Genomic DNA, 24,547 nt, shown 5'->3' with positions numbered 1-24,547 from the left:
TCTACACCCCGCTTACGAGACGGCCTAACGTATGATCGGCTTCTTCCTCCGCTTGAAAAGCTTCGGAGGCCATGTTCAAGTTGATCTTCGCCATTTCCAGATACCCACGCTGCATGGACTCGCGGATCTGCCGTTTTTTCCGTTCCACAAGATACAGCTTCATGGCCTGCCGAATAAACTCGCTTCGGTTGGAATTTTCCTTCGCGACGATACCGTCGACCTCCTCCAACAATTGATCCGGCAAGCTGATCATGATCCTCTTGGTGTTCTGCATATTGGCCACCGAACTAGCACCCCCAAAACTTTTCCAAAACCATTAATATTCATTATTACTTAAATACGCTGCCACTATACTTCATCATATCTATGTTCTGCGTATATCAATTATGCTGTATGATGAACTGTATCCCGGAGCATATACAAATTGCTTTAACATATTCGCTATCGACAACAAAAATCCTCTATTTCCGCGAATAGTTGCAATTAGTAATTAATTCCTACCCCAATACGAGCGGATTCGATACCGCTTCGACCTTCCCGTCTCTCACATAGACGCGGGGCACACGGGCTGCAACCATACAGGTCACTTCATAAGGAATCGTTCCTAGTTGGGAAGCCAGCTCCTCCGCTGTAATCACTTCATCGCCTTGACGCCCCAGAAGAACAACCTCTTCACCAGGCTCAACAGCAGTAGCAGTTGCAGCGCCATCCAAGGCAATCATGCACTGATCCATGCAGATTGTTCCAAGTACAGGCACCTTCACGCCTCGCACAAGCACATGTGCCTTGCCGTTCATCAATCGGCTGAAGCCGTCTGCATAACCAATCGGCAGCGTGCCGATTCGTTCTACATCCTTCGTCACATAACGAGAGCCGTAGCTAATGCCCCAGCCTGGCGGTGCATCCTTGACCATAACCACTTCTGTCTTAAGCGAAAGCACCGGATCAAGCGTGATCGTCTGCTGATTCACTTCATCTGAAGGGTATATGCCATACATGCTGATACCAAGCCTGACCATGTCTCCGCCGTATTCCGGCGTATCCATTCCCGCTGCGCTGTTAGCCGCATGAATAATACGGATAGGCAGCTTATGGCTTCGAATATGTTCAGCAACCGCTTGAAAACGCTCATATTGCTGCTTGGTATAGCTTTTGTCCGCCTCATCGGCTCTGGCATAGTGAGTAAATAACCCCTCAATCTCAAGCTGCGGTACGGAAAGGGCTCTGTCGATAAATGCAATTGCTTCTTCCTTACCGATGATGCCAAGCCGGCCCATACCAGAATCAATCTTAATATGAACGTTGAGCTTCTTCCCTTCCTCGTGTACAGGAAGTGCAGCTGCCGCTTCTAATATATCATCTCGGAATAAGGCGATTGCAATCTCTAGATCGCGGGCAAGCGCAAGCGCTTCAGCCGGTACAAAACCGAGTACAAGGATCGGCGTCCGAATCCCTGCTTGACGAAGCTGCAGCGCTTCATCCAAAAAGGCTACGCCTAAATAATCAACGCCAAACCGTTCAGCCTCACGAGCGATTTCCACTGCGCCATGCCCATAGGCGTTTGCCTTGACCGAAGCCATTAATAGGCGCCCTTGCGGCATAGCGCTGCGGAATGCTTGCAGATTGCGGTTCAGCGCATCAAGTGAAATTTCTACCCGTGTCGGGCGATAATACAATCCCAAGTCGTTCACCTTCTCCTCGCCCTAGCAGTCGCAACAAACCCGAGCCATTTAAACATCAATAGAAATAATGTTAAACGCTGTCGCTTGGGCTGTCAATGAAATGGCGTCCGGAATCGGATAGCACGTCTTGGGAAAAACCATCTTTTTCATAATTTCTTATCTGTTTTATTTAGTTGGATCCACTTGAACAGATTGTGCAATCCTGATCATCTCAGTCTCTGGAAGCGTTGCGCTAGAGAGGCGTAGCTCATTGCCGTCTACGATCCAAGTCAGAGTCTTCTGATCATCTCCGCCAGTCAATTCACCGATTGTAAAGCCCAGATCGAGGAATTTACCTTCTACTCCGTACGTAGCTGCCATATCTTTCGGCTGAGTTTGGAGAATAGAGAAGTCATATGTGCCAGTATAGCGGGATACAACGCCAGGCAATCCGCCAAATACAATGTCCATGCTATCTTTTAAGGTTACGCCTTGTGGAAGATCAGTTGGCACCATCACTTGAAGTTCGCTTGCCGATTCATCCTGTGGCTGTGCTGCTGTGTCATCGGCATCTTCTTCATCTTCTGTTGCTGCATTTTTGCCGTCTTCACCTGTTGCTTTGTCATCTGTCTTGCTGTCTGCTTGGCTGTCATCCTTCACATCCGTCGATTTGTCTGGAGTTACGGCATCTTGGTTTTCCTCGGCATTTGTATTTGTGCTGCCGTTCATATCTTCCGATTGATCCGGATCGGCAATGGTTGCTTGATCACTAGTACCTGTGCTTGAAGGTGAGGACTTCATATTTGCTTCTGTCTCGAAAGTTGTTTTGTCAAAGCTTGGTCCAAATTCGAAATTCGAGAAGTCTACCTGTACCATAACAGCTGCGTTAGCATCGCTTACTTCAACATGAACAGGCTTATAATCGGATTTGTTCAACCAGATTTTTTGTCTGGCGAGCGTGCCATTATTATAGTTAGCCATTACATCAAAGACATACGATTTATCATCAACCGCAAATTGACGCGAGTTGTCGAGCAGGATGCTTTGAATCAGCGTTTGATAGAGATACACTTGTCCTTGATTTTGCGGCCAATCACTTTGGAATCGGAACACTTTGTTCAGACGTGGTGTAAGGACGAATACACCGTCATCATTACGAAGGACAATTTGTGTAATATCCTTCTCTGCATTTGTCAATTTAATGCGGTAAAAGTGTGGTTTTTGGTAAGAAACTTCTACGTCATACGTCAGCTCCTGCTGCCCGGTATGAAGCTTCATCGTTCCCGTACCTTGATAGCTCTCCATGTTGCTTACCACTTTGTCGAGTTCCTTGACCACGGACTCGGCGTCCTTCTTTCCGCAGGCGCTAAGTACGAGTGAAAACACTAACAAGATTGCCGCTGCCCATGTCATGCGACGCATTACAATCATCCCCTCTTCACATTGTTTTTCCGACTGGTAACATGTCTATGAGGGAACTTGGACAATTATGCGGACTAGTTTGACAAGCTGGGGCTTGTATGAAAAATAACACATTGAAAAAGCCGCTCTGCTAGGTGATTACACCTGCAAAGCGGCTCTTCTATATTACTTGGAATCCAGTAGCTTGATAATAACGGTTACTGCTTCAGCTCTTGTTGCCGTCCCTTCTGGAACGAAGCGATTGTTCAATCGGCCTTGGATAAGGCCTTTGTCCGCTACTGCTTTCACTGCACCTCTTGCCCACACTGGAATCTCTTCGTTATCAGAGAAGCTTGTTTCGGCATTCGCCGTTAAAGTAAGCTTCATAGCCTTAGCGATCATGACGACCATTTCAGCGCGGCTGATCCGGCTGCCCGGTTTGAAGGTTCCATCAGGATAACCACTAATAATGCCCGCCTGAACTGCCTGTGACACCGCAGTTTTCGACCATGAACCAATAGCAGATGAGTCTGTAAAAGCAAGGTCTGCCCCTGCCCCTTCTAATTTCAATGCCCTCATCAGCATGACGATAAACTCCTCACGTGTAACAGTGAGCTCAGGTTTAAAGGTGCCATCGCTATAACCGTTAACAATGCCGGCTGATACCGCTTTGTCAATGGATGCTGCCGCCCAATGTCCTGAGGTATCGGAGAATGGAACAGGAGGCTTATCATCATCTACTGCAAATACTGCAAATTTCGTGAAATGATCCGTAGTTACGGAGATCTGGCTTCCGCTTACCGTGCCGCCCATCTCCACCCATTGTTTCTTGGATTCATCATAATAGAATACCGACGGCTTCTTCCCTTCCTTCACAAGCGATACATCAAACTTGAAGGTCAGTGTAACTGGAACAAGGAAGTTACCAGCCTTATTCTTCACGACTTCAAAGATCGACGACAGAAGGACATCATCTGCCTGTATTAAGCCGCCTGTCTGCGCTAACTTCTGGATGGTAATAAGCAGCTGCTCACTTGTTGCCCCGCTTGGTACCTGGAGAGTGATACTGTTGTCATAGACACTCAGCTGCCCAGAGCCTCCAGCCGGAACGGTAAGTTCATTGCTATTCGAAGAGCCAGAACCTCCACTTGATCCCGAACCGGATGAGCTTGTCTTAAATATGCCGGTTAGACCAGCACTCTCATTGCCCTTATCATCAAAGGCTTTGACCATATAGGTATACGATGTATTCGCATAAAGCCCCTTAGCCGTATAGCTTGTGACTGAGGATGCAACTTTGGTAATCGGTGTCTCTTCCGAGCCTTGGTAAATCGCATACCCTGCCACTCGAGTAGAATCTGTTGCTTGCGGCCAGCTTAGCTTAATACTGTCCTTGGTTTGCTCATCTGAGGAGAGCACGGCATTTGCCGGCCATACAGGAGGAGCTGGGTCATCCATCACGATATCTTGAGCTCCAACGGTTTCGAACCAATCTTTGATTGTATTAAAATCATTCGAGAATGCCAATGACAAGAGCAGCATAACACGGGCATGTTGAGGATTAAGGTTATCCCCTGCTATGACGCCGTTGCTTCCACCACTCATCGTTCCCGATCCCGTCCTTGTTGTCGTGACGAAGACAACACCTTTCTGAATGGCTGCACTTCGCGCTTGGCTCATCTTTGCAGATATACCTCCTGCTCCCGTGCCGGCGGTTACGATTCCTTTAGCACCATCTTCTACCAGAGCACGAATGGCGCCGCCGCCCGCTTCCTGATAACTGTACGCAATCTCGACTGTTGGAAGCTTGTCCTTCGATATCGTGCGCAGATCAAACGGCGTAGCCCATTCCGGTGTGCCTGCCTTAAGCGCTCTGGCATTCAATCGGTAGATTCGGACAGCCGGGTCATCCACATACCCAAGCGCACCAAACATTGGAGTATCAAACGTATCCAGGCGATGCGCGTTCGATTTGGTCACTTCACGTGCTGCCTGGATGACATCGTTGAGCATAAGAACTGTGCCGAACCATTTTGTCTTATTACTCGCCGCTACTTTAATCGATTGATAAAGATTCGCTGGTCCATCTGTACCAATGACATCCCATGGTCTCATCGCACCAGTTACAACAACCGGCTTCTCACTGCGAACAGTCAGATCAAGGAAATAAGCGATTTCCTCCATTGTATCTGTGCCCGTCGTCACTACAACGCCGTCATAAACATCAAGTGCTTGGTCGACAGCCAATGACAGATCATAAAGATCTTTCATCGAGTAGCTGCCAGAGCCTTTGTTACCGAATTGAAAGGTCGATACATCAGCACTCTTATGCGTAGGAAGCTGAGCGACCATATCTGCCATTTTATACGTGCCGGCCGCGTAGTTCTGAAAGTTTGTTTTATCGCCGCCCGATGCTGCTCCAGCTATCGTACCGCCAGTAGCCACAACCATAATATTCGGCAGTGGAGAAGCTATGGATTTCGCCGACAACGCAGGTATATCAAATATCGGCAGCTGCGGAGGAACCTCTTCAGCAGCTCGCGCATAACCCATGAATCCCGAGAGAAGCGCTAGCATCAATAATGGCGCAAGAAATCTGCGCAATGTGCGATAGTTACTTATGACCGTCATAACCGGATACCCTCCCTTCGTATACTATTCCTGTTTACTTAACCCCAACAGGCTCTTCTACTGGAGTTGTTTCAACCGGTGCTGAGCTTTCCGGCTCTGGTGTTGGTTCCGCAGAAGGTTCAACAGTAGGCTCCACAGAAGGAGTCGGTACTTCAACCTCAACGACCGGCTCTTCCACGACAGATTCTTCTTCGATTGAAGTTGTCAAAACTGTATTTTCGTCGACAGAAATTTCAACATCACCTGTACCAAACGATTGGAACCAGGAATGGATTGTAGGCAAATCACTTGTAAAGGCCAATGAAAGAAGAAGCAGCATACGCGCATGTGCAGCGTTTAGGTTATCTCCACCAATAGTGCTGCTTGTACCACTGTCATACATCGTTCCGGAGCCTGTACGGGTTGTAGTCACGAAGACTACGCCTTGTTGAATGGCTGCTGAGCGAGCTTGGCTCATTTTCGAAGAGATACCTCCAGCTCCCGTGCCTGCCGTAATGATACCTTTCGCACCATCTTCTACAAATCCGCGGATAGCACCGCCACCTGCTTCTTGGTAGCTGTAAGCAATTTCGACAATTGGAAGACTGTCCTTCGCGATCGTCTTCAGATCAAACGGTGTTGCCCATGCTTCTGTACCCGCTTTAATCGCCCTTGCAGGAGCACGGTAAATACGGACAGCCGGGTCATCCACATACCCGAGCGCGCCAAACATCGGTGCATCAAACGTATCCAAACGATGAGCATTTGTTTTGGTCACTTCACGCGCTGCATAAATGACATCATTCAGCATCAGAACGGTTCCAAACCATTTGGTTTTGTTGCTGCTTGCCACTTTAATCGCTTGATACAGGTTAGCCGGAGCATCCGTACCGATAACATCCCAAGGCCTCATCGCCCCCGTTACGACAACAGGTTTTTCGCTGCGTACGGTTAGATCAAGGAAATAAGCAATCTCCTCCATCGTATCCGTCCCCGTCGTAACCACTACACTGTCATAGGTTGCAAGAGCCGTATCTACTGCCAAAGAGAGATCGTATAAGTCCTTTATCGAATAGCTGCCTGAGCCTTTATTGCCAAATTGGAAAGTAGATACGTCTGCTGTTTTATGTAATGGCAATTGAGCGACCATATCAGCCATGGTATACGTGCCAGCTGCGTAGTTCTGGAAATTGGTTTTATCGCCGTCTCTTGCAGCACCTGCAATCGTTCCCCCTGTCGCGACAACGAGTACATTAGGCTTCTCGGATGCTTCAAACTCAGCAGAAACCGGTGGAATGTTAAATGTAGGAAGCGGCACAGGTTCGGCAGCATTTGCCAAATTTCTCGAAACAACAACCGTTCCTGTAATCATCGACAGCAAAAGAAGTAGTGCAACAAACCTCTTACCTAACGCACTCTTGACAATGTTCGTCATTTTTTATTTTCCTCCCTATTCTATCTATCTTTTTTCAACAATTTAAGTCTATTTCATGTCACATATATTAACAAATATCGAAATAACCCGGTAAAGCGTTAACATCAGCTTTTATCTGAGTTTAGCTTCATTTTCCTTCCACTATTAATGAAATATAGCATATTTGTTTGTTAGATAAACTAACATTGGTTTAACATAAATAGAACATAAGTATCGTGTACGAAGGAGCAAAGCATCATTTAGGTACAAAAAGTACATTTACTTAAATTTCTTTCGTGACCATAAAAAAAGTGAAACCTAAGTCCTAAACTATCGTATAATTAACTACGGCTTTCCATGCGTAGAGAGGTGTGTGCCATTTTCATGCTCCAAGATATTGTTGACTTCCTGATGAAATTTGGCCCCTGGGGTTTGTTTGTTCATTCCATGATTGATGCAATCATCTTTCCAATACCGGCTTTATTCCTCCAGGTTCCACTAAGTCTAGTAAATCCGTCAGATGCGTTTCTACTGGCTACCGTAGGATATATCGGTTGTTTGATAGGCACCCCTATCGGCTATTTAATCGGCAAACTTTTGGGCAATTCCATCCTATACAAAATACTTAAAAAAGAATGGATCGAAGCTGCTACAACCATGTTCAAGAAAAACGGAGATACAGCCGTATTGATCGGTTCATTTACACCAATTCCGTTTAAAGTATTCACGATCTTATCTGGTGCTCTGAATTTCCCTCTATGGCGCCTTCTTATGTACGCAGCGGTAGGCAGAGCGGCTAAATTTTATTTAGTTGGTGCACTCATTTACTTTTACGGTCAGGCCGCTGAAAACATGGTCCATAACGTATCCCTATATTTATTCGCCATCGCGGTTCCGCTGATCGCCTTGTTCCTATTCTTCCGGAAGAAGCGCCGCAAGAAAAAGGCCGCTAAAGCAGCAGAAGCCGCAGCAGCAAGTGCTGCCGAAGAAAACATCCAGGAGCATACTGCAGCCTCAGAGGCTTCAGCCACTGTAGAAGAAAGTAAAGTAGTCGTCGATGCAGGCATCTCCACAAATAGTTCAGTAAGTCACACATAGTGGACATACAACAAGCCCCTTCCATAATCGGAAGGGGCTTTTATGTACCTTGTAGACAGCAGATTCACAGCATCAAAATGCAAATCTGCATGTAAATTTACTTACATTGAGAGGAAAAAGGCATTATAAAGCAAAAATACAGGATAATGCCTAACAATTGGCTTACAGTCTCCTACTCAACTAAAATATCCTGCATTTTTGCATCTAATTAGGAAAGAACCTCCATCACAAGCAAAAGATACTGCACATTAGCAGTTTATTACCTACCACCGTTCAATTTCATTTAGCCCTTCCTGCAGCAAGCCGTATCTCATTACTTTAGTTGATTTCCCATTATCACATAATAATGGCTGGAGCCATCCTCGTTCACATAATGCCTGCAAATGCCGGACAGCCGTTCGGTGATTAAGCTCCAAATACTGTTCGACTTGAGCAGGACTAATTCGTCCTCCACTCTCACAAGCCAACAGCACAATTTCTCGCCTGATTCGACTTGGCATTTCCTTTTTCGTCTGGTATCGACTTAGCAAAAGTCTCAACAATGTCATACACAACTCGGGACGATATGCTACATCATCATAAGCAAACGAAACAACACGAAATCCAATACCCTGTATAAATGTTTCTCTATTCAATTCATCCGAATAACGCCTTCGGTCCATATCTGTAACATGGGTCCATATCCCTTAATCTCAAACACAAATTTCACATGCCCTGGTAACCACGCTAGATCAGCAAAATACGATTTCCCCCTCCAATCAAGGATTTCATATTCAGGGTGTAATTGTTCTAATGAGCCTATCAGCGGCCACCACACCTGCTGGAGAAAGAGCTTCTCCGCATGTTGATGTCCCCTTTCAAGCCTTCCTTTTCGCTCACCGCTTCTTCTCGCCTTATGCCCCTCCAACCAATCACTGTGCGCAGTTTCAAATGAGTTCATAACCTCTCTCCCTTAATTAGAAAATAAAAACGCCCACCTAAAACATCACGAGATGTTTTAGATGGGCGTGCTTCGCCGTTATATATAACTATTATAGGCCGTATTGTGCGATTTTCACAAGATTGGTTGCGCCGGCTTTACCTGTTGGAGTACCTGCTGTAATGACAACATAGTCGCCTTTTTCCAAGAGGCCTGTGCTTCCGCCATTCGTTAAAGCTGATTCAAAAATATCGTCTGTCGAGTTAGGTCTGCCGCCTTTAACCGGAATAACTCCCCACATGATTGCGAGGCGAGGTAGTACTTTTTCATCAGAAGCAACAGCAATGATTGGCGATTTCGGACGGTATTTCGATACCATACGAGCTGTAAAGCCACTCTCTGTTGGCGTTACAATAGCTTTCGCATCAAGCTCAAGGGAGGAGCTTACTACCGCTTGGCTGATCACTTCCGTAATTGTCGTTGGCTGTGCGTTTCTACGTTGTTGGAAGCCTTCAAAATAATCAAGCATGGATTCTGCCTTCACCGCAATCGAAGCCATCATGCTAACCGATTGTACGGGATATTTGCCGGCAGCTGTTTCACCAGACAACATAATAGCATCGGTTCCTTGAAGAACAGCGTTCGCCACGTCACTAACTTCCGCACGGGATGGACGAGGGTTAATTTGCATCGAATCCAGCATTTGCGTTGCAACGACAACAACTTTGCCAGCAGCATTACATTTTGTAATCATCTCGCGTTGAATCATCGGTACATCCCAAGCCGGAACCTCTACACCAAGGTCGCCGCGGGCAACCATAATGCCGTCAGATGCTTCAATAATGGAATCCAGATTATTAACGCCTTCTTCATTCTCGATCTTCGAAATAATTTGAATATGACCTGCGCCACTCTCACGAAGCAATTCGCGGATCTGCAAAATATCTTCCGCTCTTCTTACGAAGGAAGGAGCGATAATATCAATTTTCTGCTCAATACCAAAGAGGATATGACGGATGTCACGCTCAGTTACTCCTGGCAGTGTCGTGCGGATACCCGGCAGGTTAACGCCTTTTCTCGCTTTAATAACGCCGCCGTTCAGAATCGTACACTCGATCTCTGTCCCGTTAACCACTGCAACTTCCATTTCGATCAAGCCGTCATCCAGCAAAATTTTGTTGCCAGGGTTTACAACTTGAGGCAGTTCCGCATAATTCACATGAATACGCTCGCCATTACCGATAATTTCTTCCGTCGTCAGAGTGAGCTTCTCGCCAACCTTCAGCAGGTACGAAGCTTCCTCCAGTTTGCCGATCCGAACCTCTGGACCTTTAATATCAAGCAGGATAGCGACAACACTGTTAGTAGCAGCTGCAGCTTCCCGAATTTTTGCAATACGTCCCGCATGATCTTCGAGCTCACCGTGAGCCATATTCAAACGTGCAACATTCATCCCTGCATTAATCATGTCGATTAATACTTCTTTCGATTCACATGCTGGTCCCATGGTACAAACAATTTTCGTCTTGCGCATAATGTCTTATTCCTCCTGGTTGTACAAGTCTGGTGAACATTGATAACCATATTGTAGCTCGTTTCTTCCCAACAGACTATGAATTATAGTACTCTTATAGAAACATAGTACGATAAAGTGAGGAGGAACTTGGAACAATGCTGCGCCTGACACAAGTGAGACAAGATCGAGGAAGCGAATGGTTCGATGACGGCAATCGGCCGGAAGGCGCGTGCACACTCATATTGGTGAGCTATGGCAAAGTGGTTTACTGGATTGAGCATGAAAAAGTCATTTTGGAGAAAGGAGATTTCTTATTCATTCCTGCCAGCCAATCGTATTATGGCAAATGTGTGCCAACTGTGTTTCATGAAAAATACGTCATTGAATTTACGGTAACCGATTCTCCACTCCCCATTCTGCAAAGTAGTCATTATATGAAATCACGGATTGGCGCTTATGAATTGATCCTTGAACGGATTAAAACGATGCATAACGAATGGACAGAGAAGCATCTGTATGCGGATATACTTGGCCTTGCTATTCTGTATGAATGTCTGGCGCTTTGGAATCGAGAGCTTGATGAAGGACCTGCTACTTCCGCCGCCCATCAGCAGGTAGAACGAATGAAGAACTATATTAAGAATTACTACCCGCAGAAAATTACAAAAGAAGAGCTTGGCGAGCATATTCACAAGTCCCCCAATTATGCGGCTACATTGTTTCGCCGGGTAACCGGACAAACGATTAGTGAATACGTGCATAAGGCCAGGGTAAAAAAAGCCATATATCTGCTGATTGATTCGACACTTACCGTAGGGGAAATTGCTGAATCTGTAGGTTACCGCGACCTCTCCTACTTCCAGCGAATTTTCAAACGCGAGACCGGGAAGATCCCAACCGCCTATATGAAGGATCGGCCAACACCAATCCCTTAACAACTCACAGGGCAGTAGTGGAAAATAGAGTGAAACCGCAACATTCGAGTCTGTTTTTCGTTTAGGAGGATAATAGAACTGAAATGGAGGGAAGCTCATGCTGCGTCAATTGAGTATACTTACCGTGCTTCTGCTTCTTAGCGGCTGTTTTGGACTAGGTGGGAACGACACTTCATTGTCTCCCGTACCGAATCCATCACCATCGACCTCACCGTCGGTTGAGCCTTCTGCTTCACCAGCACCTAGCCCTTCAGCCCCTCATGCGGCTACTGCTGAAGAGGCTGCCAAAGCAATCATGACCGCATTACAACAGCAAGATTTAGAAGCACTCACATCCTACATTCATCCAGAAAAAGGGCTGCTATTTTCCCCTTATGCTCATATCGAGACGGACAATGCAATGACGTTTCATGCTGGTGAACTTCCAACTCTTGAGGACCCAAAAGTGTATGAGTGGGGAAGCTTTGACGGTTCAGGCGAGCCAATATCCTTAAGCTTTGGTGATTACTACAAGAAGTTCATTTATGATCAAAATTTTGCGGAAGCTGAAGCAATTGGTCATAATAAAGTGCTTGGTCAAGGGAATACGCTGGTCAATATCCAGGATGTTTTCCAAGGCAGCACCTTCTTCGATTATCACTTCAGCGGGTTTGATCCCGAATATAGCGGAATGGATTGGGAAAGCCTCATACTCGTGCTGGAACAGCAAGACGGAACTTGGTATATAAGCGCGATTGTGCATTCCCAATGGACCATATAACAGCAAAGGCGCTCTTATTGTCATCCCGACAATAGGAGCGCCCTTTTTTCGCTTTTCGCACATCACTATTCACCTGAAGCTTTAACGGATTGGAATAATTCTACGAATCGTTCCGGTGTGACCGGTGGACTAAACAGATAGCCCTGCATCAAATCACAGTTGTGTTCCTTAATAATTTGCAGCTCCTCGGCCGTCTCCACACCTTCCGTAACAACCATCATATTCAGGTTATGGGCGATCACGATAATGGATTTGAATATCATCTGCTTCCGTATATCGGTTACGATGCCGCGGATAAATGATTTATCCAGCTTTAAATAATGAATCGGGATGTTCTGCAAGTAACTGAGTGAGGAGTACCCCGTGCCAAAGTCATCCAACGATAATTGCAGGCCAAGCTCTTGAAGCTCATGCAAAATTCGAAGGGTATGCTCCGGATTTTCCATAAATATTGATTCGGTTAATTCCAGCTCGATCTGCTCCGATCTAACGCCTTCCTCCGTAATAATCGATTGGATACTTTGAACAATGTTCTTCTGTTGGAACTGCATCATCGACATATTTACACTGACCAGGATAGAATCCAGCCCCATCAGTTCCCACTGCTTAACCTGCCGGCAAGCCGTCCGCAGCACCCATTCTCCAAGCAAAATAATAAAGCCTGTCTTCTCCGCTATCGGAATAAATTCAAGAGGAGATACCATGCCAAACTCTGGGTGCTTCCAGCGAAGCAGCGCCTCAACACCATGAATACGACCAGTTCCGATCTCAAGCTTTGGCTGATAATGAAGCATAAATTGGTTGCTCTCCAGCGCCTCGAACATACTGTTCTCTAATATGAGTTCCTTCGTTGGTACGTTATTCATCATCGGTGAGTACAGCCTATACGTATTCCGCTGCTTCTTCGCCACATACAGGGCGATATCCGATTCCTTCACAAGCCGATCACCTGTTTCCGGTGTCCATTCCTGCTGTACGCTCATTCCGATGCTGGCCGTCAGATAGAAGAGCCGCCCATTCATCTTAATCGGCTCTGCAATTACACTCAAAATCTGCGCCGCTATAGCTGCAGCTTGTCCCGCGCTGCTAATCTCATCAAGCAGTACAACATATTCATCACCGCCAAAACGGTAGACATGACCGGACTCTCCAGTAACCTCAACAATCCGGTTCCCGACTAGCTTTAGCAGCAAATCCCCCATCGTATAGTCCAACGTTTCGTTAATAATCTTGAAACGATCTAAATCGATATAGAGCAGTGCAACATGCTTATCACTATTTATCTTCATCTCTATGTACCGCGTATAGCCGTAACGATTAGGGAACCCGGTTACCAGATCATGTGTAGCCTGATGCTGAATCAAATGCTCCGCTTCTTTACGGAAGTCCACCATTCGGTTAAAATGATTAGCCATCGTCTCAAACTCATCATTCGTCCGAATATCCAGCTTCTGCTTCTCATTGCCAATTGCAACGGCAGAGGTAACCTGGATAACCTTCTTAATATTTTCGAGTACGATCTTTTTCAGAAGCAGCAGCGCAAGTAAAGACATTAATATAAGGGTAATGGCAGCAATAATAATAGAGTTCCAAAGTGATGAGTAATACTCTGTTAACATATTGTTTTTCGGAATGGCCATCTCGAAATGCCAGGTAAAGTCTTGAATTGGGATCGGGATAATCATCCGCAGCATTTGCCCTTTTATATGACGATCGGAGGTGTATTGTATCGTTGCGAAATGCTTTTTATAATCGCTGATGGAGCCGCCGTTCTCCCATATCTGGTAGGGCTTCATAACAAGATCCGGGTAAGCACCGTTTGCCAAGTAATAGTCATTTGAGGTGATAATACTTGCATGGCCATTCAATGGACGGATGTTGCGAATCTTCTCCTGCACCGTTTGCAGTGAAATGTCACCACCAACAATACCAAGAAACTGCCCGTTCTCATCCATTATCGGAAGGATAAAAGAGGTTACGATTATCTCCTTTCCATTCAGATCGTAGGGATAGGGATCCAGCAGCGTAAACTTCTTCGATTGCTTAGCGACCTGATAATAGTCTCCTTTATCATTCAACTCACTATAGTCAACGGAAGGAATCGTAATTAGACCATCATTCGTACGTACTACATAGGGAATAAATCGGCCTGTGACATCATCGTAACTGCTCGTCAGTTGATGGCTGGCATCCTCGTTATCGAAGGAATTTGGTTCCCATATCGTATAAGCACCTATTAAATCAGGATTATTTCGTACAACCGCTTCCAGCAAATGCACGGCATAGGGACGATTTTGTACCGAATCCATACGCATTTGCAGCAGCCCATCTCTTACCATTGTCAGCGAGGATAAACTTCTATTAATGGATTGAGTAATTTCGTCGATATATTGGATAGATTGTTTTTGTGCAAGCAGCTCGCCCTTCTGCAGGCTAGTGTCATAGAGCTTGGTAAGATAGACAGAAACAACTAAAGAATAAGACAACAGCATAAGAACTCCCAATGCAGTAATCAGTTTCTGTGCGATGCTGAGCCTTAATTTCTTCAAATCTATCCTCCTCCGCCTCTAGACCTATCTTTCGTTTTTTCCAGTTTATGATATGGTTCTAGTATACTTGACAAAATAAGATAAATTCAACGGAAAACTAGCAATTATTATTACAATATAATCATTTTTTCGACAGGATAATGTCGGATTTTGTAACTTTGTACCTGGTCAAAAAGAAAGAGGCAGTTGAAGCGCATTTATGCCTCCAACTGCCTCTTTTCTTTATTTAGCCCTGCTTCACATCACGCTGCGGCTCTGGCTGCGCTCCACTCTTATGATGCATACGGTGAAGCTTATGAAGCTCCTCACGAAGCTGCTCAGCTGTTTTGCCTTCTGTGGCAATGCCGTTTTCTTTGGCCTTCTCACGCAAATGCTCCAAGAGCTTCGCTTTATGCTCAGCCTTGAAAGCTTCCCATTTTGCTTTATCTTTCAGCTTCGCAGCCTCGAGTTCTGTTTTGAGCTGCTCAGCCGTCTTGCCTTCTGTCTTAATTCCGAAATAATCCGCCATATAACGGAGCTTCTCAAGTCTATGCGCCTCTCTGTCCTTGCCGTGCAGCCCATGGTGATGACCATGCTCCTCTACACGCTTATCCTGCGCAGCATCCTCCAGCTGAGCCGCATAGACTGGAGCTGCAAGCAGCAGCATCGTTGCTGTTAATGTGCTAATGATCCATTTTCTGTTCATGCTTTGCCACACCTTCCTAATCAAAATTCGTGATGCCTACTGGATTATTTTTCCCAAGCATACGATTGATTAGACATGGCCATGTCGCTTTACTAATTATTCTGTCGATTCTTGATGTTCGAGTTTAAGAAGTTCCTCGAGCACCATCTCCTTGGAGAAATGCTCACCAATAAAAACAGCAACGTCATTCACGTCGCCCTGCGGAGTAATCCGAATAAAGTCGGTTTCCCGATAGGCATATTGGAACAAGAACCGGCTTGCCGTATCCGAGAAGGAAACAATCCCTTTTGCACGATACACATGGTCTGGCAGCTGCTTGAGAAAAGCCTCAAATTTCTCGCTGTCTACCGCCCCATTCATATAATGAGTCATCACCATAACATGCTCATGGGTATGATGATGACCACCATCATGACTATGTTCATGCTCCTTCTGACCGGACGAGGTTAATATAACGTCTTCCGCTGTTCCTTCCAGAGCTGCCCAATCATCCACCTTACAGCGGATTGTAGGGATCATATAAGCTACTGCGTTCATTTCTCTTAGCAGCTGCTGCGCCTCTACCAGCTCGTCCGGCTCCAGCTTATCGATTTTATTAAGCAGCAGCTTTGTTGCACATTTTATTTGCTCGCGCATCAGCTTAAACGTTTTGCCTTTTCCATTACGGTTTCGCTGCAGCAGCTCTGGTCCATCCACTACCGTAATAACGGCTTTCAGCTCGATCTTGCAGTATAGAGCCGCTTCCGTTACGCCATCCATAATCTCCATTGGGTTGGCAGCCCCTGTAGATTCAATAACAATTACATCAGGCTTATGTTCATCGATAAGGGTTTTTATCTCCAGGCTCAGATCGCTTCGAATCGTGCAGCAGATGCAGCCGCTCAGCATTTCCGACATCGGAACATCATCGCCGACCATTTGTCCGTCCAAATTGATATCGCCTAATTCATTCATAATTACGGCTGTCTTAAGCCCTCGCGACTTCCAGTTATCCAACAGCCCGGTAAGCAATGTCGTTTTGCCGCTGCCAAGAAAGCCAGACAGCAAATAAATAGGTACTATAGAGTCATTCATATTTGTGTTCCCTTTCATCTTCCGTTATTCCCTTCATTATAGCGCTCTCGCAGTGTCTGCAACAATGTTTCTTGTAGGAGGATGTATCGTTCCAACGCTGTTTATAATAACGAAGAGCCATAGACATATCTTACATGACATGTTAGGATGTTAAGAGTTATCCGCTAATACAAATCCTAGAAGGGAGCTTCACAATGAGCAATCAAAAGATTCAAATTGGCATCGTAGGTTACGGAAATCTTGGAAAAGGTGTACATAAAGCCATTGCGCAAAACAGCGACATGGAGCTGGTTGCTATCTTCACTCGGAGGGAGCCTTCTGATCTGGCAGCAAGCACGGAAGGTGTTCGTTTTGAATCCATCTCCAATGCCGAGTCCTATAAAGGTAAAATCGACGTTATGATTTTGTGTGGAGGATCGGCAACCGACCTTCCTGAACAAACTCCATTCCTTGCGAGTATGTTCAATACCGTTGACAGCTTCGATACCCATGCGAAAATTCCAGAGTTCTTCGAGGCCGTTAATAAAGCAGCTTCAAGCAATGGCAACCTGAGCGTTATTTCCACTGGCTGGGATCCAGGCCTGTTCTCACTGAACCGTCTGCTTGCTGAAGCGATCCTGCCGGAAGGCAAAGATTATACGTTCTGGGGCAAAGGTGTCAGCCAAGGCCACTCGGATGCGATCCGCCGTGTACCAGGCGTAAAAGGCGGCGTGCAATATACGGTCCCTGTTCAAAACGTGATTGACCGTATCCGTTCGGGTGAAACACCTGAATTTACGACACGTGAGAAACATCTGCGTGAATGTTACGTCGTTGCGGAGGAAGGCGCTGACCAAGAGCAAATCCGCCAAACGATTGTAAATATGCCGAACTATTTCTCCGATTATGATACAACTGTTACTTTCATTACCGAAGAGCAATTGAAATCCGAGCATCAAGGCATGCCTCACGGCGGCTTCGTCATTCGCAGCGGCGTAACGGGTGAAGGTACAAAGCAGCTGATTGAATTCGGACTTAAGCTGGAGAGCAATCCTGAATTTACGGCAAGCGTACTTGTTGCTTACGCAAGAGCGGCACAACGCCTGAGCGCAAGCGGCCAATCCGGTGCCAAAACGGTCTTCGATATTCCGTTTGGCCTCCTGTCTCCCAAATCGGCTGAAGAGCTGCGTCGCGAGCTTCTGTAGGGACAAGCGACAATAAAAAAGGCTGCACGACGCCATTTGGCGAGGTGCAGCCTTTTTTCTATTACCAGCAAGTCTAGATTAGTGCTGGATTATAACCAAACGGATCTGATTATGATAACTAGCAGAATAAAGAGGACGAGAATGAATCCGAATGAAGATTGGCCTCCACCGTGCGGATAACCGCCGCCGTAGCCTCCTGCAACTGGACCTACTCCGTAGCTCATTTGTTCATCTCCTTTAAACTAATGTACAGTATCCTATGTTTAAAAACCCAAAGGGTATAGGCATATACCAAAATTGTGCGTTTGCTCAATTTTCGTATTACATGCACATAATCCAAGGAGCTGAGCTTGGACCTATTCTTTCCTTAACTTTTACAGATATTCGCCTAACCGCTCTGTAAAAATGGTCAAATACTGCAGGTCTGTTTCGTCGAACCGGCTAAACAGCGGGCTGTCGATATCAAGTAACCCAATAAGCTGGCCGCCGCTGTACAGCGGTATAACAATCTCCGAATTAGAGGCGCTGTCGCAGGCGATATGTCCTGGGAATTGATGAACATCATCAACCAGGATCGCTTCCTTACGCGCAATAGAAGTGCCGCATACTCCTCTTCCAACTGCAATCCGCGTACAAGCCGGTTTCCCCTGGAAAGGACCAAGCACCAGCTCGTCCCCTTCAAGCAAATAAAAACCTACCCAATTAATATCTTCAAGAAACTGCTGCAGCAGTGCTGATGCATTCGCCAGATTGGCAATTCTGCTGCGCTCGTCCTCCACTAGTGCCGCTAATTGCTTGATAAGCAGCGTATAATTCTCTTCTCTTGTACCTGTATACAAGCTTCCGTTAAACATTATGATCACTCCTACTCTATCAACCTGACCAACCATCCAAACAAGACTTGATTGTATGAATAGAATATCATATTCCAGCTTGATCGATTAGGGGGATAATTGGGTGACGAAGAAGAAAACGGTGACAAAGCGGAAATCAGCAACAAAAAAGACTTCTACTAATCATAAAACGGAGCTTTTGTTTCCTTTGCAGGAAACTACTTTTGCGGATGAAGTATTTGCTCTTGTAAATGAGGAACGCATACAAGCGGGTTTACTACCTCTTAGCAGACTTGAGATTCTATTTGAGGTAGCTGAAATAAAAGCATTAGATATGCGGGATAACAATTACTTTGATCATGTTTCCCCTACTTATGGAACTCCTGGACAAATGCTAACTCAATATGGCGTAGAGTGGACCGCTTATGGCGAGAATATTGCTGCCGGGCAGCGAACGCCAGCAGCCGTGATGGAAGCTTGGATGAACAGTCCCGGCCACCGCGCTAACATTTTATCACCAAAATTCACTCATCTAGGAGTCGGCTATGCACCAGGAACAGCGGATAGTCGATATCGGTCCTATTGGGTGCAGGAATTCGTAAGGCTCTAGGCCTGTTTTAACACTAAAACCACTACCTCACTCCTATTTATGTAAGCAATTTACAAAACCTACACTTGTCCCATACATTCTCTTAATAGAAGCTCGGTAAGATGCAGTTGTAACAGAGCGATCTAATAGGAGGAGATATTAGCAATGAAAGTCATCACAGGTTGGAAAACGGCATTAATCGGGACAGCGGCAGCCGCTCTTGTCATAACAAGCTACACAGGGATTCAAGGAAATTACAAGGCTGAGGCAGCTACAACTAAAGCAAAAAATGTTGTTCTCTTCGTCGGCGACGGCATGGGGACGGCTCAGCGTGATGCAATTCGTCTTGCAACAGTAGGTGAAACCGGACAACTGGCTATGGATTCGATGCCGTACGTTGGTCTGATCCATACAAGCTCCACAACAGCAATCACAGACTCTGCTGCCTCTGCAACCGCTTATGCAAGCGGTGTGAAAACTTATAATGGCGCAATAGGCGTGGATGCGAATAAGAAAAGCGTTAAAACAATTATGGAATATGCGAAGGATAAAGGCATGTCTACCGGTCTTGTTACAACAAGCCAAATTACAGATGCAACGCCAGCCGCTTTCGCTTCCCATGTTGAAGATCGTTCCAAGCAGAGCGATATCGCCCTGCAATATTTAACGAAATCAAAAGTTGACGTGCTGCTCGGCGGCGGCGAAGACTTCTGGTTCCCAGCTGGGAATACTGGTGCTTTCAAAGACGAGACACCAGCTGATCCTTCCGAGAAAAGTAAAGGGACACAAGGCGACCTTGTCAAAAAGGCGAAGTCGCTTGGATATACTTACGTGACGAACAAAACGGATATGTCGAAAGCCAAAGGCAAGCTGCTTGGCCTGTTCGCAAACGAAGAAATGTTCCAGCAAAAACCTGAAGGCCAAGGCGATGTGTACAATCCAATCGTATCTTTGCCTGACATGACGAAAAAGGCGCTTGATACCCTTTCTACCAACAAAAAAGGCTTCTTCCTTATGGTTGAAGAAGAAGCGACGGATGAAATGGCTCACAACAATAACGCGAAACTGACGATCAAAGCCGGTCAAGAGCTGGACAAATCCGTTAAAGTAGCCAAAGATTTCGCTAAGAAGCATCCAGATACGCTTGTCCTCGTCCTTGCTGACCATGAAACAGGCGGCTTCTCAGTAGAAGAAGTTGATGCTTCGGATGAGTCCACCGATGGTGCAACCATCTCTGGTGAAGACGGACCATTTGCCATTGCCAACTCCAAAATGAGCTTTGTAGTGGACTGGACAACATCCGGACATACAGGTGTAGATGTGCCGGTTACCGTAACAGGTGCAGGGGCTGAGATCTTCTCCGGTATTTATGAGAATACACAAATCTTCAGCAAGCTCGCTCAAGCGATGGGCATTACAGTTAAGAAATAATTCCCCCGACAATAAAATCCGCGCAAAACGAAAGAGACTTCCCATGAGCGTCTACGCTCAAGAGAAGTCTCTTTTTCCGTTACTTACAATACTTTGCTGAGAAACTCCTTCGTCCGCGGATGCTGCGGATTGCTAAACACTTCCCGAGGAGGTCCTTGCTCAACAATCAAACCACCGTCGATAAACAATAAACGGTCTCCTACTTCACGTGCGAAGCCCATCTCATGGGTTACGATGACCATCGTCATCCCCTCTTTCGCAAGGGACTTCATCACATCCAGAACCTCGCCGACCATCTCAGGATCAAGCGCTGATGTAGGCTCGTCAAACAGCATAACGTGAGGGTGCATCGCTAGCGCACGGGCGATGGCTACACGCTGCTTTTGCCCGCCGGACAAACGATTCGGATAGGCATCCTGCTTGCCCTCTAGCCCAACGCGGCGAAGCAGTTCAACACCAATCTTCTCCGCTTCAGCCTTCGACATGTTCTGTACCTTGATTGGGGCAAGAGTCACGTTCTCCAGAACCGTCTTATGCGGGAACAGGTTAAACTGCTGGAATACCATGCCCATGCTTTGACGCAGTTCATTGATATTCACTTTACGGTCCGTCAGCAGCTTGCCTTCATATTCAATCTCTCCGCCAGTAGGCGTCTCGAGCAAATTCAGACATCTGAGGAACGTACTTTTGCCTGAACCACTTGGTCCAATAACAACGACAACTTCGCCTTTGGCGATCTCTGCATCAATACCGTTTAGAATATTGGCTTTGCCAAATGACTTCTTCAGTCCACTAACTTTAATCACTTGTTTTCAACCTCCGCTCGCCAATGCCAAGCAGCTTGGACATCGTAAAGATCAAGACGAAATAGATAAGCGCCGATATAAGCATAGGCTCTATCGAAATAAATGTCGCTCCTCGAATCGCATTCGCCTGATAAGTCAATTCAGCGAAGCCGATAACGGATAGCACCGAGGATTCTTTTACTACAACAACAAACTCGTTGCCAAGCGCAGGAAGGACATTTTTGAAAGCTTGAGGAAGAATAATCTGGCGCATCGCAAGGCTTCTCGACATTCCTAGCGAACGGGCAGCCTCCATTTGACCTTTATCAACCGCTTGGATCCCTGCTCTCATAATCTCAGCGATGTACGCAGCGCTGTTAATGGTAAGAGCCAGGTATGCAGCCGTAAAGATTCCGATATCAAATCCTAGGAAAATCGGTAGTCCGTAGTTAAACAAGAACAGCTGGACGATAAGTGGTGTCCCGCGAATAATTTCAACATATACCGATCCGATCAAACGAAGCGGCCATAGTCCCGATAGACGCAAAAAGGATACCAGCGTCCCTAATATAAGTCCGCTAAGGACAGCAAGCAAGGAAACTTCCAAGGTCATCCTGATACCTGTCCAGTAATAAGAGCCATAGTCGTTTAGAAAAGAAAAATCCCAATTATACGCTAGTTCCATGATGTCAACCCTGCCTTTTGTATTTACGTAAAAAGGGAAATAGCGATTACTCCCCTATTTCCCTGATGGTTTCTATTCTTTCTCCGAAACAGCTGTCATTTCCGATACCCATTGATCAATCTTCTTGTCTGCAGTCAGATGATCAAGCGTTTTTTGAATCTCTGCCAAAAGATCAGCTTCCCCTTTATTAACAGCAACAGCAGATCCGCTGTTCTCGTACTCAGGTGAAATAGCCGATAAGAATAAATCCGAATTTACATTAGCGTAACCTTGAGCTACTGGAAGCTCGGCGATCAGAGCATCCACCTTTTGCGATTTCAGTTCAAGAACCAAATCCGTTGTTTTACCCAAAGATTTCAGCTTAGCGCCTTTGATGCCTTGAGCGATTTTCTCTTGAGTGGAGCCCATTTGAACACCAATGGCTTTGCCTTCAAGATTAGCCATCGTATTGAATTTATCTTTATCCGCAGCACGTACAAGGACACCTTGCTTCGCTTCGTAATAAATTTTCGAGAAGTCTACTGCTTTCGCACGCTCCTCATCTGGTGTCATACCAGCGATAACGAAGTCGATTTTGCCAAGCTTCAGCTCTGCAAGCAGGTTGCCGAAGTCCATATCTTTAATCTCCAGGTCAACACCCAGATCCTTTGCTACTTCTTTCGCGATCTCGATGTCAAAACCAACGATTTGATCTTTACCATCTACATTCTTATGAAACTCATACGGCGCATATTCCGCGCTTGTTCCGAGTACGATTTTGCCAGCCTTCTTAATGTCCGCCAACTTGCCTGTCGCTTCTGCAGCACCATTATCTGCGGAAGCAGCTGGGCTTTCAGATGCATTAGAAGAAGAGTTATTTCCGTTGTTTTTGTTACCGCCGCAAGCCGCCAGCGACAACACGACAACTAATGTTAAAATAAAAACTAAGCTTTTTTTTACTGTCATGTTATTCAACTCCTGATGTCTGTTCATTAAAAACTAGTTGATTATAATTCATAATCACGCATAAAGATACAGGTTTATTCTCCCATTATTTTCAGTTTTTTAAGGCATTAGGCCTAAAAACAATCTTCTAAGGAAGCTTTCCCATTTTCAAGACAATTCTTCCTGCAACTTATTTGTTAATAAATTCATCCTTCTATATTCAAGCCTCTGAGTTATTCTTATTGGATAAAAGCAAGTTCAGCAGAATGGCTGTAACGGATCCGGTTACGATTCCGTTCTGAAGCAGCATCTTAGCAAAATCCGGCAATTGGTCGAAAATTTGTGGGACTGCAGATGACCCGAGACCAACAGCAATGCTGCAGGCTGCGATGAGCAGGTTACGCTCCTTGCGTAAATCCACTTCGGACAAGATCGAGATACCGGATGCCGCAACGGAGCCGAACATAACTATCATCGCTCCGCCAAGCACAGCATTTGGGATAACGGTTGTAATAGCAGCAAGCTTCGGCAGCAGACCGAGTATAACCATAATGCCGCCAGCTGCAAAAATGACGTCACGGGTCTTCACGCGAGTGAGCGTGATCAAGCCAACATTTTGCGAAAAAGCTGTGTATGGAAATGCATTAAATAAGCCGCCTAGCATAATCGCTGCCCCTTCGGAACGCAGTCCGTTAATGATCTGCTTCTGCTCAACCTTCTGATCCGTTGCTCGGCCGACAGCTAAATAGACGCCTGTAGATTCCACCATACTTACAATATTGACGATAATCATGGTGAAAACAGCGGTTAGGTTAAACTGCGGTGTGCCAAAGTAGAATGGCTGAACGATGTTGAACCATGAAGCCTCCGATACAGGAGTAAAGCTAACGATACCCATCGAATAAGCCACAATTGTACCAACGGCAAGCCCGATCAGAACGGAAATCGATTGTAAGAAACCTTTCGCGAACCGATTCACAAGCAATATAACGACAAGTGTACATAGCGCCAAGAGTAAATTACGCGGCATGCCAAAATCGCTGCTTCCTTGACCACCCGCTACATTATTCATTGCTACGGGGATCAAGGAGAGTCCAATAATGGTAACAACCGAACCGGTGACGATAACAGGGAAGAACTTTAACAGCTTCCCGTATAACGGTGCTGCCAATACAACAAATAAGCCAGATAATATAATCGCTCCATAAGCGGTTGCCAAATTCGAGGTCGAAGCAATCGCAATAATGGGACCTACCGCGGTAAACGTACAACCGAGTATAACCGGTAGTCTGCTGCCAAAGTATTTGGTACCCAACACCTGCAAGAGCGTGGCAAGACCACATGTAAACAAATCTGCTGCAATCAAGTATGCCATCTGTGTGTTGTTCAAATGGAGTGCGGCGCCGACTATTAATGGTACAACAACCGCACCTGCGTACATAGCTAAGACATGCTGAAATCCTAATGTAATTGCTCTCTGTTTGCCCAGCATAT

23 protein-coding genes are annotated in these 24,547 nt (G+C 45.9%); 6 read left to right on the top strand and 17 right to left on the bottom strand.

Features of this window, described 5'->3' with window-relative positions; all coding sequences use genetic code 11:
- Position 1: 1 nt before the first annotated feature.
- The 5 genes from FHS17_RS28585 to FHS17_RS28565 form a co-directional block, all read right to left on the bottom strand.
- Positions 2-283 carry a CopG family ribbon-helix-helix protein gene (locus tag FHS17_RS28585; RefSeq protein ID WP_041613299.1) on the bottom strand — a complete coding sequence of 94 codons (282 nt, stop codon included), beginning with the start codon at positions 281-283 and terminating at the stop codon, positions 2-4.
- A 214-nt stretch (positions 284-497) separates the two neighbouring features.
- The gene (gene alr / locus FHS17_RS28580; RefSeq protein WP_167282596.1) at positions 498-1,682 is read right to left on the bottom strand and encodes an alanine racemase; all 1,185 of its coding nucleotides are present in this window, start codon (positions 1,680-1,682) and stop codon (positions 498-500) included.
- 165 nt (positions 1,683-1,847) lie between these two features.
- Complete coding sequence (locus FHS17_RS28575; RefSeq protein WP_167282594.1) at positions 1,848-3,083, bottom strand: LolA family protein; 1,236 nt, start codon at positions 3,081-3,083, stop codon at positions 1,848-1,850.
- A gap of 165 nt (positions 3,084-3,248) precedes the next feature.
- Complete coding sequence (locus tag FHS17_RS28570; protein ID WP_167282592.1) at positions 3,249-5,693, bottom strand: asparaginase domain-containing protein; 2,445 nt, start codon at positions 5,691-5,693, stop codon at positions 3,249-3,251.
- 34 nt (positions 5,694-5,727) lie between these two features.
- Positions 5,728-7,107 carry an asparaginase gene (locus FHS17_RS28565; RefSeq protein ID WP_167282590.1) on the bottom strand — a complete coding sequence of 460 codons (1,380 nt, stop codon included), beginning with the start codon at positions 7,105-7,107 and terminating at the stop codon, positions 5,728-5,730.
- Positions 7,108-7,470: 363 nt separating this feature from the next.
- Here FHS17_RS28565 and FHS17_RS28560 point away from each other — a divergent pair, with 363 nt between their 5' ends.
- Positions 7,471-8,184 carry a YqaA family protein gene (locus FHS17_RS28560; protein ID WP_167282588.1) on the top strand — a complete coding sequence of 238 codons (714 nt, stop codon included), beginning with the start codon at positions 7,471-7,473 and terminating at the stop codon, positions 8,182-8,184.
- Positions 8,185-8,447: 263 nt separating this feature from the next.
- Here FHS17_RS28560 and FHS17_RS31160 read toward each other — a convergent pair whose 3' ends face one another.
- The 3 genes from FHS17_RS31160 to pyk form a co-directional block, all read right to left on the bottom strand.
- On the bottom strand, positions 8,448-8,657 hold the full coding sequence (locus FHS17_RS31160) for a hypothetical protein (protein ID WP_341805935.1): 210 nt from the start codon (positions 8,655-8,657) through the stop codon (positions 8,448-8,450).
- Between the two features lie 158 nt (positions 8,658-8,815).
- Complete coding sequence (locus FHS17_RS31155) at positions 8,816-9,124, bottom strand: hypothetical protein (protein WP_341805934.1); 309 nt, start codon at positions 9,122-9,124, stop codon at positions 8,816-8,818.
- Positions 9,125-9,215: 91 nt separating this feature from the next.
- On the bottom strand, positions 9,216-10,637 hold the full coding sequence (gene pyk, locus FHS17_RS28550) for a pyruvate kinase (protein WP_167282586.1): 1,422 nt from the start codon (positions 10,635-10,637) through the stop codon (positions 9,216-9,218).
- A gap of 137 nt (positions 10,638-10,774) precedes the next feature.
- Between pyk and FHS17_RS28545 the strand changes: the two genes are divergently transcribed.
- Together FHS17_RS28545 and FHS17_RS28540 are read left to right on the top strand one after the other, a co-directional pair.
- A complete protein-coding gene (locus tag FHS17_RS28545; RefSeq protein WP_167282584.1) occupies positions 10,775-11,554 on the top strand; it encodes a helix-turn-helix transcriptional regulator in 780 nt (259 codons plus the stop codon).
- 97 nt (positions 11,555-11,651) lie between these two features.
- Complete coding sequence (locus FHS17_RS28540) at positions 11,652-12,314, top strand: hypothetical protein (RefSeq protein WP_167282583.1); 663 nt, start codon at positions 11,652-11,654, stop codon at positions 12,312-12,314.
- A 65-nt stretch (positions 12,315-12,379) separates the two neighbouring features.
- On the opposite strand, the gene FHS17_RS28535 is transcribed toward FHS17_RS28540, so the two are convergent.
- From FHS17_RS28535 to FHS17_RS28525, 3 genes are all read right to left on the bottom strand, one after another.
- Positions 12,380-14,863 (bottom strand): EAL domain-containing protein, encoded by a 2,484-nt coding sequence (locus FHS17_RS28535; protein WP_167282581.1) that lies wholly within the window; start codon positions 14,861-14,863, stop codon positions 12,380-12,382.
- A gap of 226 nt (positions 14,864-15,089) precedes the next feature.
- Positions 15,090-15,548: a hypothetical protein gene (locus FHS17_RS28530; RefSeq protein WP_167282578.1), complete on the bottom strand. Its 459-nt coding sequence runs from the start codon at positions 15,546-15,548 to the stop codon at positions 15,090-15,092.
- A 96-nt stretch (positions 15,549-15,644) separates the two neighbouring features.
- Positions 15,645-16,622 carry a CobW family GTP-binding protein gene (locus FHS17_RS28525; protein ID WP_167282576.1) on the bottom strand — a complete coding sequence of 326 codons (978 nt, stop codon included), beginning with the start codon at positions 16,620-16,622 and terminating at the stop codon, positions 15,645-15,647.
- Positions 16,623-16,816: 194 nt separating this feature from the next.
- On the opposite strand from FHS17_RS28525, the gene FHS17_RS28520 reads away from it, so the two are divergent.
- Positions 16,817-17,806 (top strand): diaminopimelate dehydrogenase, encoded by a 990-nt coding sequence (locus tag FHS17_RS28520; protein ID WP_167282574.1) that lies wholly within the window; start codon positions 16,817-16,819, stop codon positions 17,804-17,806.
- Positions 17,807-17,895: 89 nt separating this feature from the next.
- Here FHS17_RS28520 and yjcZ read toward each other — a convergent pair whose 3' ends face one another.
- Both yjcZ and FHS17_RS28510 read right to left on the bottom strand, forming a co-directional pair.
- Positions 17,896-18,030: a sporulation protein YjcZ gene (yjcZ, locus tag FHS17_RS28515; RefSeq protein WP_167282572.1), complete on the bottom strand. Its 135-nt coding sequence runs from the start codon at positions 18,028-18,030 to the stop codon at positions 17,896-17,898.
- 150 nt (positions 18,031-18,180) lie between these two features.
- Complete coding sequence (locus FHS17_RS28510) at positions 18,181-18,660, bottom strand: GAF domain-containing protein (RefSeq protein WP_167282570.1); 480 nt, start codon at positions 18,658-18,660, stop codon at positions 18,181-18,183.
- Between the two features lie 103 nt (positions 18,661-18,763).
- Here FHS17_RS28510 and FHS17_RS28505 point away from each other — a divergent pair, with 103 nt between their 5' ends.
- On the top strand, positions 18,764-19,249 hold the full coding sequence (locus FHS17_RS28505; RefSeq protein ID WP_167282568.1) for a CAP domain-containing protein: 486 nt from the start codon (positions 18,764-18,766) through the stop codon (positions 19,247-19,249).
- A 144-nt stretch (positions 19,250-19,393) separates the two neighbouring features.
- Positions 19,394-20,659 (top strand): alkaline phosphatase, encoded by a 1,266-nt coding sequence (locus FHS17_RS28500; RefSeq protein WP_167282566.1) that lies wholly within the window; start codon positions 19,394-19,396, stop codon positions 20,657-20,659.
- 83 nt (positions 20,660-20,742) lie between these two features.
- On the opposite strand, the gene FHS17_RS28495 is transcribed toward FHS17_RS28500, so the two are convergent.
- The 4 genes from FHS17_RS28495 to FHS17_RS28480 all read right to left on the bottom strand — a co-directional run bounded on the left by FHS17_RS28495 (position 20,743) and on the right by FHS17_RS28480 (position 24,545).
- Positions 20,743-21,465: an ATP-binding cassette domain-containing protein gene (locus FHS17_RS28495; protein ID WP_167282564.1), complete on the bottom strand. Its 723-nt coding sequence runs from the start codon at positions 21,463-21,465 to the stop codon at positions 20,743-20,745.
- Positions 21,458-22,129, bottom strand: coding sequence for an amino acid ABC transporter permease (locus tag FHS17_RS28490; protein ID WP_167282562.1), 672 nt, complete (start codon positions 22,127-22,129; stop codon positions 21,458-21,460). The genes FHS17_RS28495 and FHS17_RS28490 overlap by 8 nt, the downstream gene beginning before the upstream one ends.
- 72 nt (positions 22,130-22,201) lie before the next feature.
- Positions 22,202-23,074, bottom strand: a complete 873-nt coding sequence (locus tag FHS17_RS28485) for an ABC transporter substrate-binding protein (RefSeq protein ID WP_167282560.1) — start codon at positions 23,072-23,074, stop codon at positions 22,202-22,204.
- A gap of 199 nt (positions 23,075-23,273) precedes the next feature.
- Positions 23,274-24,545 carry a nucleobase:cation symporter-2 family protein gene (locus FHS17_RS28480; protein WP_167282558.1) on the bottom strand — a complete coding sequence of 424 codons (1,272 nt, stop codon included), beginning with the start codon at positions 24,543-24,545 and terminating at the stop codon, positions 23,274-23,276.
- Between the last annotated feature and the right edge of the window lie 2 nt (positions 24,546-24,547).

The organism is Paenibacillus lupini, assembly GCF_011761355.1.
GTDB lineage: Bacteria > Bacillota > Bacilli > Paenibacillales > Paenibacillaceae > Pristimantibacillus > Pristimantibacillus lupini.
The sequence above is the reverse complement of the archived record's forward strand: the minus strand, read 5'-3'. Positions and strand labels throughout refer to the sequence as shown.